Genomic DNA, 11,702 nt, shown 5'->3' on the forward strand with positions numbered 1-11,702 from the left:
CAGGTCCGCTTTACCCTGCCGGCAGCGTCCGGCCGCCACGCCATGGCGGCCACCAACCCGGACGGACGCTCCTGTTCCCCGGGAACATAATTTAGAGAAGGACCCTTTCATGGCCCCCAAGAAAAAGGTCACCGGCCTCATCAAGCTGCAGATCAACGCAGGTGCCGCTAACCCGGCTCCTCCGATTGGTCCGGCACTTGGCCAGCACGGTGTCAACATCATGGAATTCTGCAAGGCGTACAACGCTGCAACGGAATCCCAGCGCGGCAACGTCATCCCCGTGGAGATCACGGTCTACGAAGACCGTTCCTTCACCTTCATCACCAAGACCCCTCCGGCTGCACAGCTGATCAAGAAGGCTGCCGGCGTCGCCAAGGGTTCCGCAACCCCGCACACCGCCAAGGTTGCCAACCTGACGCAGGCCCAGGTCGAAGAGATCGCCACCATGAAGATGGAAGACCTCAACGCCAACGACGTGAAGGCTGCCGCCAAGATCATCGCCGGCACCGCCCGCTCCATGGGTATCACCGTAGAAGGCTAATTAGCCTTCACCCCGTGACGCGGGTCAGCCTGCGGAACAAACATTTACACTCATAAAAAGCCGGTCGCGCCAGCAGGCGCGACGGCGCGTGGCAGGGCCGAGCGCGGTCCGACAGACCACAACTGCACAAGGAGAAAAAGCAGATGGCAAAGCGCAGCAAAGCATATGAAGCAGCTGTAGCCAAGATCGATGCGGACAAGCTGTACGCACCGGTTGAGGCTGTAGAGCTGGCGAAGGAAACCAACCCGTCCAAGTTTGATGCCACCGTTGAGGTCGCATTCCGCCTGGGCGTCGATCCCCGTAAGGCTGACCAGATGGTCCGCGGCACGGTCAACCTGCCCCACGGTACGGGTAAGACCGCCCGCGTCCTGGTTTTCGCAACGGGCGAGAAGGCAGAGCAGGCTATTGCAGCCGGCGCTGACTTCGTTGGTTCCGACGACATGATCGAAAAGGTTGCAGCAGGCTGGGTCGACTTCGACGCCGCCGTTGCCACCCCCGACATGATGGGCAAGGTCGGCCGCCTGGGCCGTGTCCTCGGCCCGCGTAACCTCATGCCGAACCCGAAGACCGGTACGGTTACCCCGAACGTCGCCAAGGCTGTCACCGACATCAAGGGCGGAAAGATCGACTTCCGTGTCGACAAGCACTCCAACCTTCACTTCATCATCGGCAAGGTGTCCTTCGATCAGCAGAAGCTGGCCGAGAACTACGCTGCAGCCCTCGAAGAAGTTCTGCGCCTGAAGCCGTCCGCTTCCAAGGGCCGCTACATCCAGAAGGCAACCGTCTCCACCACGTTCGGCCCGGGCATCTCCGTGGACCCGGCCGTGACCAAGGTTCTTGCCGACGCGTAATTGGATTTAGGGCCTTACCGCCCGCAGGGACGCCAGCCGTCCCCTGATCCGCCAAAAGGCGGCCGCAGCTTTTGCTGCGGCCGCCTTTTGCGTATCCGCGCTCCGTTCCGGCAGGATGTGAGCCATGACTCAAACATCCGCCCTGATCGCTCCGCTGGCCATCCCCGAGACCCTGGACGCCTCGGATCCCGCCGCGGCGGACTTTATTGCGGCTGGCCGGCTGCTCAACGATCACATGCTTGAGCTGTGGGGAAACACCGATTTCCATGACACTCCGGAGACGCAGCTGGCCGGTTGCCGCACGACCCCCGTCCGGCGTCGGGTTCTCCTGGCTGCCCGCTCCGGTGAGGAAATCGTGGGGCTGGCCACTGTGGGCCTGCCGCTGGCGGACAACACGCATTCCGCGTTAATCAACGTGGTCGTCGCGCCGCACGCGCGGCGGACGGGCCTGGGATTACGGCTGCAGGCGGCGGCGGAGCAGGCCGCGGCCGCCAGCGGCAGGACAACACTCCTGGGGGAGACGGACCATCCCGCGCGGCCTGGTGGCAACGTCGGTACACTCGCACCGCAAAGCGGCACGGGCTCCATCCCGGCCGACGCCGCCGCGGCCTTTGCGCAAAAGGCCGGTTTCACGCTTGAGCAGGTGGAGCGGATCAGTGTCCTCAACGTGGCGGACGCCGCTCCCGGACAGGATGCCCTCGAAACCGCCGGCGCCGCTGCGGGCGCGGACTACGAGCTCGAGTTTTGGCGCGGATCCTGCCCGGAACACCTCGTGGATGCCTACGCCCGGCTCCGGCAAAAGATGAGCACCGACGCTCCCATGGCCGGACTAAACCTCGAAGAGGAGCACTGGGACGCGGCGCGGGTCCGGGAAACCGAGCGGAAGGCGCAGGACATGGATGCCGAGGTCCTGGTCAGCGCGGTGCGGCATGTACCCAGCGGCCAGCTCGCGGGCCACTCGATGCTCATGGTGTTCAACAGCAACCCCCTGGTCGCTTTCCAAGATGACACGCTCGTGCTCCGGGACCACCGCGGACACCGGCTTGGGCTGCTGCTCAAGACGGCCAACCTGGTGCGGCTCCGTGGAGAACTCCCTGAAGCAGTGCGCATCTGGACCTGGAATGCCGCCGAGAACAAGCACATGCTGGACATCAACGACCAGCTGGGTTTCAAGCCCGCCGGGTATTCGGGGGAATGGCAAAAGCTGCGGCCATCCCGGTAGCGCCCGCCTTGGTAAGCTCATCGTCTGACATCAGACTGTTTACCGAGAGGCATCATGATGCGAAAGACCTTGGTGGACACAGTCGCCGATCTGCTGCTGGACCGGATCATTGCGGGGGAGATCCGGCCGGGTTCGGCCCTGCCCTCGGAAGCTGACATTGCAGCTGAATCCAGCGTCAGCCGCCTGACGGTTCGGGAGGCGTTGAAGGCACTCCGGGCGCAGAACGTGGTCAGCGTCCAGCGCGGCCGCGGCACATACGTCAACGCGCCCGAAGAATGGACTTCCCTGGATGCCATGATCCGCGCGGCAGCCTTCGGCAAGGGCCGGAACAATACTTCGGTCCAGCTCCTGGAAGTGCGGCGGATGATCGAAACAGGTGCGGCTGCCCTCGCCGCGGTGCGGCACACCGAGGATGACCTCAAGCTGCTGCGGGGCCACCTTCAACGGATGGTGGAGGCATCGGACGCGCGCGATGTGGACCGGTTTGTGGCCGCTGATATTGCCTTCCATGACGTAATCCTCAGGGCGTCGGGAAATATGCTGGTTCCGGCCATGTACCTGCCCTTGGGCCGCCTGCTCAGCGCCGGCCGCAGGGAGACCTCCGCCGTGCCCGAAATCCAGGAACACGCGATCCTGATGCACCGCGCCATCTACGACGCTTTGGCCTCCGGCAACGCCGAAGACGCACGGGTTGCGATGGATAACCACATGAACCAGACACATGAGGACCTGGTGCATTACGTGATCGGTGACGACGCCGTGGCCACGGCCGGTTCCTAGCGGTCACGCCCCGGCCCCTGGCAGGCCGGCCCGTGTGTCTGGCCCCCGGTGTCTGGTCTCGGGTGACTGGCTCCGAAAACTCCACGCCGGATCATCCAACGGTGTTGATGTCCTGTTCTCTGCGCGAAGGATGCGGCTGAGGGACCCCGCGGGTTTCTGCGCGCATCTATTGTGCAGATCAGGGGCTTTCCGGAAATCCTTCGTGCAGATCAGGGGCGCTAGAGGGCCAATTTGGTGCTTTTGGTGCCATTATCTGCGCGAAGGATCGCGGGGACGGAGCGGATCGCCCTTTATCTGCGCGAAGGATCGCGGGGCCGGAGCGGATCGCCCGTTATCTGCGCGATGGATGCGGCTGAGGGACCCCGCGGGTTTCTGCGCGTATCTATTGTGCAGATCAGGGGCTTTCCGGAAATCCTTCGTGCAGATCAGGGGGCACAAGAGGGCCAATTTGGTGCTTTTGGTGCCATTATCTGCGCGAAGGATCGCGGGGACGGAGCGGATCGCCCTTTATCTGCGCGAAGGATCGCGGGGCCGGAGCGGATCGCCCGTTATCTGCGCGATAGATGCGGCTGAGGGGCCCCGCCCTGATGTGACCGTGCCCCGATTTCAGTTCCTTGCCCAACGCGCCACGAGCTGCCCGCGCATCCCGCTGCTTGTATCTTTGGACACACTTATGAGTAAGATGTCTGACATCTGACTACATAGGAGTTTTCATGGAAGATCTGGACATGCTGCTTGCGGAGTATCCCGCCGCAGTGCAGGTGCCGGCAGCTGCCGTAGCGGCCGGAACAGCGGGCAGCGTTTTTGTTGTTCTGGACGATGATCCCACCGGCACCCAGTCCGTAGCAGGGCTGCCCGTCCTCACCTCGTGGGAAAAATCCGACTTTGAGTGGGCCTTCAACACCGGCACCCCCGCCCTCTATGTGCTGACGAATTCCCGCAGCCTTTCAACGCAGGATGCGGCCCGGATCAACCGTGAAATTGTCGCCGGCGCCCTGGCCGCAGCCGCGGACCGCGACATCCGCCTGTCCTTTGTCTCCCGCAGCGACTCCACTCTCCGGGGCCACTTCCCGCTGGAAACAGATGTCCTGGGCGAAGCGCTCGTCGCCGCCGGATTCCCGGCACCGGATGCCGTGATCATGGTTCCGGCTTTTCCGGAAGCCAACCGGATCACCATTGGATCGGTGCACTACATGCGCAGCGCGGGGGAGCTCCAGCCGATCGCCGAAACGGAGTTCGCCCGTGACGCAACGTTTGGCTATGCCAACTCCAACCTCAGGAACTATGTCGAGGAGAAGACCCGGGGGCGGGTGGCCGCCGGCGACGTCGTGCCCCTTACCCTTGACGTCATCCGCAGTGGCCCGGAAGCCGTCGCGGCGGTCCTCGCCTCGGTCACCGGCGGCAATCCGGTGGTGGCGGACGCCGTGACGGAAGATGATCTGCGCCTGTTGGCACTGGGCCTGCAGCAGGCAGAAGCCGCCGGCCGGCGCTTCGTGTACCGGGTGGGTCCACCGTTTGTCCGGGCCGCCATCGGTCAGGAACAGCATGCCCCGCTGACCGCAGACGACGTTTATGGGCCGAGGAGCACCACCGGGCAGAACGCCCAAGCCGGCTCGCGCGAGGGCGGGCTGATTGTCGTCGGCTCGCACGTGGGCCTGACCACCCGCCAGCTGAACCACCTGCAGAGCACCCGCCCGCCGGCGTTTACCGCCGAAATCACTGTCGAACTCATCCTCGATGACGCGGCGCGTGAGGCGCACCTGGCCACGGTGGCAGACGCGGTGGCCTCGGCGCTGAAGAAAGGCGACGTCGTCCTGCACACCAGCCGGCTGCTGATCACGGCCGCGACGGGCGATGAGTCGCTGAATATTTCCCGCCGTGTTTCGGCCGCCGTCGTGGACGTTGTCCGCCGTGTCCTGGCCGCCAACCCGCCCCGGTTCGTCATCGCCAAGGGTGGCATCACATCATCCGACGTCGCGGCCAAGGGCCTGCAGATCCGCCGCGCCATTGTCCGCGGGCCCATGCTCCCGGGCATCGTCTCGCTGTGGGAACCCGTGGACGGCCCGGCACAGGGCATCCCATACGTGGTCTTCGCGGGCAACGTCGGAGACGACTCCTCACTAACCGCCGTCGTTGCCACCCTGTCCAAGCCCTGACACACACACCCGCTCCACACCCCGCTTCCAGCACACACAAAGGATCCAACCGATGAACACATCATCCGAATACACCGTCGCCGTCCTGGGCCTGGGCGCCATGGGCCTGCCCATGGCAACCCGCCTGGCCACGAGCCTGCAGGTGAACGGTTTCGACATCGCCCCTGCCCGCCTCGAGCTGGCCGGCGCCGCCGGCATCCGCACCTTCACCTCCGGGGCTGAGGCGGCAGCCGGAGCTGACGCCGTGCTGCTGGCCGTCCGCAACGGCGCCCAGCTCAACGATGTCCTGTTCGGCGACACCGGGATCGCCGACGCCCTGAAGCCGGGCGCCGTCGTCATCATGACATCCACCGTGGGCGTGGCCGCCGTTACTGAAGTGGCGGAGAAGCTGGCGGAGCTCAGCGTCGAGCTCGTTGACGCACCGCTGTCCGGCGGCCCGGTCCGCGCGGGCACGGGCGATCTGCTGATTGTGGTCGGAGCATCCGACGCCGCGCGGGACCGCGCCCAGCCCGTCTTGGACCTGCTGGCATCCACGCTGAGCATTGTCGGCAACAAGGCCGGCGACGGCCAGGCGCTGAAGACCGTGAACCAGCTGCTTTGCGGAGTGCACATCGCGGCAGCTGCCGAGGCGCTGGCACTGGCCAAGTCGCTGGGACTGGACGAGGGCAAAACGCTCGATGCCCTCCAAGCCGGCGCAGCCGCGTCCTTCATGCTCGGCAACCGCGGGCCGCGCATGCTCGAGGCCTATGAGGAAGGCGGGGCCGAAGTCCTTAGCCGCCTGGACATCTTCGTCAAGGACATGGGAATCGTCACCAAGGCGGCCCGCGAGGTGGCGCTGCCGACGCCGGTGGCAGCCGCCGCGGAACAGCTGTACCTGCTGGGCCAGGCTGCCGGACTTGGTGCCGCGGATGATTCCGCGGTCATCAAGGTGCTGGCTCCCGAAGGCTAGTCACTCCCCATCCTGCCGTACCTCCACCTGCACTACCCCCCACCTGCACTACCCCTCACCCGCATTACCTTCACCCTGTCAAAGGAGACACACCATGAGCGCACTGACGCTCCTGATCATCGCTGTGGCCGGCGTCGCCGTGCTGCTGCTGGCCGTGATCAAGTTCAAGATTCCGGCCTTCCTGGCACTGCTGACCGTCAGTGTGCTGGTGGCCGTTGCCGCCGGGATACCGCTGGACGAAGTAATCGCAGCCGTCCAGGCGGGTATGGGCGGCACCCTGGGTTCCGTGGCGATCCTGGTGGGCCTGGGCGCGATGCTCGGGAAAATGATCGAACTCTCCGGCGGCGCCGAGGCGCTGGCCGGCAAGTTTACGAAGATTCTCGGCTCCAAGCGGGTCACTGCGGCCCTGACCGGCGCGGCCTTCCTGCTGGCCATTCCCGTCTTCTTTGACGTCGGATTCATCATCCTGGTTCCGATCATTTACGGTTTCGCCAAGGCCGCCGGCGTCAACCCGCTCAAGGTCGGCCTGCCCGTGGCAGCCATTATGCTCGCCATCCACGTGGTGGTTCCGCCGCACCCCGGCATTGTGGGCGGCGCCGGGGTCATCGGCGCCGATATCGGCTGGATCACCATCCTGGCCCTTTCGGTGTGCGCCGTGCTCGCTTTCCCGGCGTACTTTGTGGCCCAGTGGATGAACCGCCGGGACTACCCGATGGTGGCCGCCACCGCTGAACAGTTCCGGCTCTTCGGCAGCGGGAAGTCCGATGTGGAGGTTGAATCCGGCGCCGGCAACACCGCCGTCAAAACATCAGTGCAGGCACCGCCATCCCCGGCGATGATCATCACCCTCATCGTCCTGCCCATCCTCATGATCATGGCCGGCACCGTCAGCGCCGTCGTCCTTCCCGATGACGCCGCCGCGCTGCCGGTCCTGAGCCTCATCGGTTCACCCGTGATCGCCCTGCTGGTGACCGTCTTCCTGGCGTTCTTCTTCCTGGGCATCCGCCGGGGCTGGAGCTCGGCGACCACCGGCGAAGTGATGGATGCCGCCCTGGCCCCCACCGCCATCGTCATTCTCGTGACGGGTGCCGGAGGCGCCTTCGGCAAGGTGCTGACCGAATCCGGCATCGGCACCGCACTGGCTGACACGCTGTCGTCGGCCGGCCTGCCCATCCTGCTGATGGCCTATGTGCTGGCCGCAGTGCTGCGGGCGGCGCAGGGTTCCGCGACCGTTGCCATCGTGACCACTGCCGGCCTGCTGGCGGCATCGGTCTCCGGCGGAGACTTCTCCGCCCTGCAGATGGCACTGATCACCATGGCTGTCGGATTCGGTGCGTTTGGCTTCTCGCACGTGAATGACTCCGGGTTCTGGATCGTGACGCGCTACCTTGGCCTGTCGGTGGCGGACGGACTGAAAACCTGGACTGTCCTGACCACCCTCCTGGGTATCTGCGGCTTCCTCCTGACCTGCGGCCTGTGGCTCGTCCTCAGTCCGCTGGCGGGCTGACATGAGAGCACGCCTGAACGATCTCGTCCTGGAGCGGCTGGCGGCAGGCTCGGCCGTCCCCGCATTCACCTGCTACGACTTCACCACCGCGCTGGCAGTGGTATCCGCCGCAGAAGACGCCCGGCTTCCTGTCATCCTGCTGGTGGCGCCGAAGACCGCCGCCGGACCCGGAGGGCTGCGGTTCATTCGGGCACTGAGGGGGCTGGCGGACGACGCCGGGGTGCCGGTGGTGGTCCAGCTGGACCATGCCACCGACGCCGGGCTCATCCAGGCTGCCGTGACAGCGGGAGCCGATGCCGTGCTCGCTGACGGGTCCCGGATGCCTCCCGTGCGCAACGCCGAGTTCGTGGCGTCGATTGCCTCCCTGACCTCCGGGTCCGGAGTCGTTATCGAAGCGGAACTGGGCGCGCTTGGGGGAGACGAAGACGATTCCCGGGGCGCCGCGAAGCACGATCCGGCGGCGGGGATGACGGACCCGGCAGCGGTTGCCGCTTTCCTGGACGCCTCCGCGGCGGACCTGCTGGCCGTGGCGGTGGGCAATGTCCACGGCAACTACTCGGGGGAACCGAGACTCGACTGGGAACGCATCTCCCGGATCCGGACAGCGGCCGGGACTGTGCCGCTGGTCCTGCACGGCGCCTCGGGCCTGTCTTCGGCGGACCTGGAACGGGCGGCATCCGCGGGGATCGGCAAGGTGAACGTCAACACCGAGCTGCGCACTGCAACCCTGGAAGCAGTGGCCGCCGCGTTGCCGGAAGCGATGTCCTCCGGGGCCAACATGCTGTCCCTGATGCAGGCGTGGTCACGTGCGGCCGGCAGCACTGCGGGACAAACCCTGAAACTGCTCAACGCGGCAGGATGACCCTGGCCGGGCCAAATCCAGCAAGGGATGCGGGATTTGGCCCGGCGGTGATTCTCCCGTACTCTTGAACTACCAAAGACCGTCGGTCGATGTGCTTTCAATCCCACCCTCGCCCTGGATCTCCAGGATCATGGGTGGAATCCGGTTGATCGGACATCCGAAAGTCCCGAGCATGGGGCGGCCTGCGCAGGTGAACGAACTCAGCTATTGGAACACATCTGTGTGTTCCGCTGCTCAGCCCCGTGCATCTGCCCGGGGCGTTTTTTATGTTCGGGACCCGATCCACCGGCACTATTTCCCCGGAAGGAGGGTTAGATGGCAACGCCAACAAAGGTATCGGCTGTTGAGGAAATCGTCACCGATTTCAAGGATTCAACTGCTGCCGTACTAACCGAATACCGCGGGCTCACCGTTGCACAGCTCAAGGAGCTGCGTCGTTCGCTCGGCCAGGACACCAAGTACTCGGTCGTCAAGAACACCCTGACTGGCATTGCAGCCAAGGAAGCCGGCATCGACGCGTTCGACGGCCAGCTCTCCGGTCCCACTGCAATCGCCTTCATCAAGGGTGACGCAGTTGCAGCTGCAAAGAGCCTGACGGATTTTGCCAAGACCAACCCGCAGCTGATCATCAAGACCGGTGTATTCGAGGGCAATGCCCTTGACGCTTCCGGTGTTGTTGCCCTGGCTGCCCTTGAATCACGTGAGCTCCAGCTTGCACGCGTCGCCGGTGTCCTCAAGGCACCGATGTCCATGCTGGCACGCTCGGTCGATGCACTGCGCCTGAAGCTCGACGAGGGAAGCGACTCTGCTCCCGCCGCCGAAGAGGCTCCGGCCGCTGAAGAAGCTCCGGCCGCAGAAGCAGCCACCGAAGAGTAATCGCTCTTCCAATCCACACTCCGGTGCCGAGCACCATATGGTGCCCCGAGCACCACTTATAGGAAGGACGCCACATCATGGCGAAGCTGACCAACGAAGAGCTCATTGCAGCCTTCAAGGAACTGTCCATCATTGAGCTTTCTGATTTCGTGAAGCTCTTCGAAGAGACCTTCGACGTTACCGCTGCTGCTGTTGCAGTTGCCGGTCCCGCCGCCGGTGCTGCCGAGGCCGAGGAAGAGAAGACGGAATTCGACGTCATCCTCGAAGCCGCCGGCGACAAGAAGATCGCAGTCATCAAGGAAGTTCGTGCCCTGACTTCCTTGGGCCTGAAGGAAGCCAAGGACGTTGTCGACAGCGCCCCGAAGGCTGTCCTGGAAGGCGCTACGAAGGAAGCCGCAGAGAAGGCAAAGGAAGCCCTCGAGGCTGCCGGCGCCACGGTTACCGTCAAGTAGTAGTTTTTCCCTTCGCGGTTCCGGCCGCGGAAACGGCAAAGACCCCGTCCCTTTGGGACGGGGTCTTTCTGTGTCCGGGCCGGGTTCCGGCCGGACGCCGCTAGTTCTGTTCGCGCCAGAGAAGCAGTGCTTCGCCCTGGCCGCCGCCGCCGCACAGGGCAACGGCGGCCCGGCCGGAGCCGCGCCTCATGAGTTCATGGGCAGCCGTCAGGGCAAGCCGGGCACCCGATGCGCCAATCGGATGGCCGAGCGCGATGGCGCCGCCGTTGAGGTTGCACTGGTCCAGGTCCATTCCCAGTTCGTTCAGCGACTGGACGGCAACGGCGCCAAAGGCCTCATTGATCTCGATGAAGTCCAGATCCGAGGCGCTCCAGCCGGCGCGGTCAAGGGCGGCGAAGACGGCGTTCGACGGCTGGGAATGCAGGGTGTTGTCAGGGCCCGCCACCTGGCCCGGAACGCCGACGACGGCGAGGACGTCGAGTCCGTTGTCCTCCGCGTAGGCGCGGGTCGTGAGAATCAGTGCAGCGGCGCCGTCGGACAGCGGGGACGAGTTCCCCGCCGTGATGGTGCCTTCAGGGTCAAAGGCCGGACGCAGGCCGGCAAGAGTTTCGGGAGTGGTGTTGGGCCTGACGCCCTCGTCGGCGGTGAGAACGAGAGGCTCGCCCCGGCGCTGGGGAACGGTGACGGGAACAATCTCCGCGTCGAAGACACCGGAGGCCATGGCTGAGGCTGCCCGGCGGTGCGAAGCGGCAGCAACTTCGTCCTGCTCCAGGCGCTTGATCGCCAGCTTCGTGTTGCCGCGCTCCGTGGAGATGCCCATGGAATCGTTGTCGAAGGCATCGGTGAGGCCGTCGTGGGCCACCGCATCCAGCGCTGAGATGTTGCCGTAGTTCCATCCCTGACGTGAACCGGGCAGCAGATGCGGGCCGCGCGACATGGACTCCTGGCCGCCGGCAACCACCACCGTGGCTTCTCCGCCCCGGATGAGCCGGGCTGCGTCAATGACGGCGGCAAGGCCCGAAAGGCACACCTTGTTGATGGTGACCGTGGGAACGTTCCATCCGATCCCGGCCTTGATGGAGGCCTGCCGTGCCGGGTTCTGCCCGCAGCCGGCCTGGACAACATGTCCCATGATGACGGCGTGGACGTCGGCAGCCGGAACGCGGGACTTTTCGAGGGCGCCGGCGATGGCAAAAGCACCAAGTTCAACCGCGCTGAAGGAGGCAAGCTGGCCGTTGAGCCGGCCCTGCGGAGTGCGGGCTCCGCCAACAATTACCACGTCGGTCATGGCTGCTTCTTGGCCTGCTGCGGCCTGGGCTGGGCGGTTGCTCATGGCGGGAAATCCACTTTCGTCGTTGAAATTGTCAGGGCCGGCGTGCATCTCAGCGGATTACAATGTGCCCGGATGCAGCGGCGCTGGAATAAGGGTACGCCAACGGCCGGGGGCGGGGGAGAGCCGCGTCACGCCGGAATGAGGCCCTGCACACCGCTGGCACGCACAATCCG

Annotated in this window: 11 protein-coding genes; 10 read left to right on the plus strand and 1 reads right to left on the minus strand. The window is 65.1% G+C overall.

What is annotated here, in order from left to right:
• Window positions 1–109: 109 nt before the first annotated feature.
• From rplK to rplL, 10 genes are all read left to right on the plus strand, one after another.
• Window positions 110–541 (plus strand): 50S ribosomal protein L11, encoded by a 432-nt coding sequence (rplK, locus tag AAE021_RS01320; RefSeq protein ID WP_104052758.1) that lies wholly within the window; start codon window positions 110–112, stop codon window positions 539–541.
• Between the two features lie 143 nt (window positions 542–684).
• Entirely contained in the window at window positions 685–1,392 is a 708-nt protein-coding gene (gene rplA / locus AAE021_RS01325) for a 50S ribosomal protein L1 (protein WP_342023904.1), read from the plus strand.
• Between the two features lie 124 nt (window positions 1,393–1,516).
• Window positions 1,517–2,614, plus strand: a complete 1,098-nt coding sequence (locus tag AAE021_RS01330; protein WP_342023905.1) for a GNAT family N-acetyltransferase — start codon at window positions 1,517–1,519, stop codon at window positions 2,612–2,614.
• Between the two features lie 54 nt (window positions 2,615–2,668).
• Entirely contained in the window at window positions 2,669–3,394 is a 726-nt protein-coding gene (locus AAE021_RS01335; RefSeq protein ID WP_342023906.1) for a FadR/GntR family transcriptional regulator, read from the plus strand.
• 713 nt (window positions 3,395–4,107) lie between these two features.
• Window positions 4,108–5,550 carry a four-carbon acid sugar kinase family protein gene (locus AAE021_RS01340; protein ID WP_342023907.1) on the plus strand — a complete coding sequence of 481 codons (1,443 nt, stop codon included), beginning with the start codon at window positions 4,108–4,110 and terminating at the stop codon, window positions 5,548–5,550.
• Between the two features lie 52 nt (window positions 5,551–5,602).
• The gene (locus tag AAE021_RS01345) at window positions 5,603–6,499 is read left to right on the plus strand and encodes an NAD(P)-dependent oxidoreductase (RefSeq protein WP_342023908.1); all 897 of its coding nucleotides are present in this window, start codon (window positions 5,603–5,605) and stop codon (window positions 6,497–6,499) included.
• 94 nt (window positions 6,500–6,593) lie between these two features.
• The gene (locus tag AAE021_RS01350) at window positions 6,594–8,006 is read left to right on the plus strand and encodes a GntP family transporter (RefSeq protein WP_342023909.1); all 1,413 of its coding nucleotides are present in this window, start codon (window positions 6,594–6,596) and stop codon (window positions 8,004–8,006) included.
• A gap of 1 nt (window position 8,007) precedes the next feature.
• Window positions 8,008–8,868: a class II fructose-bisphosphate aldolase gene (locus tag AAE021_RS01355; RefSeq protein WP_342023910.1), complete on the plus strand. Its 861-nt coding sequence runs from the start codon at window positions 8,008–8,010 to the stop codon at window positions 8,866–8,868.
• Between the two features lie 315 nt (window positions 8,869–9,183).
• Window positions 9,184–9,744, plus strand: coding sequence for a 50S ribosomal protein L10 (gene rplJ, locus AAE021_RS01360; protein WP_342023911.1), 561 nt, complete (start codon window positions 9,184–9,186; stop codon window positions 9,742–9,744).
• 77 nt (window positions 9,745–9,821) lie between these two features.
• The gene (gene rplL, locus AAE021_RS01365) at window positions 9,822–10,196 is read left to right on the plus strand and encodes a 50S ribosomal protein L7/L12 (protein WP_341393373.1); all 375 of its coding nucleotides are present in this window, start codon (window positions 9,822–9,824) and stop codon (window positions 10,194–10,196) included.
• A 100-nt stretch (window positions 10,197–10,296) separates the two neighbouring features.
• On the opposite strand, the gene AAE021_RS01370 is transcribed toward rplL, so the two are convergent.
• Window positions 10,297–11,529 carry an acetyl-CoA C-acetyltransferase gene (locus AAE021_RS01370; protein WP_342023912.1) on the minus strand — a complete coding sequence of 411 codons (1,233 nt, stop codon included), beginning with the start codon at window positions 11,527–11,529 and terminating at the stop codon, window positions 10,297–10,299.
• Between the last annotated feature and the right edge of the window lie 173 nt (window positions 11,530–11,702).

Origin of the sequence: Arthrobacter citreus (genome assembly GCF_038405225.1) — a bacterium.
GTDB lineage: Bacteria > Actinomycetota > Actinomycetes > Actinomycetales > Micrococcaceae > Arthrobacter_B > Arthrobacter_B citreus_A.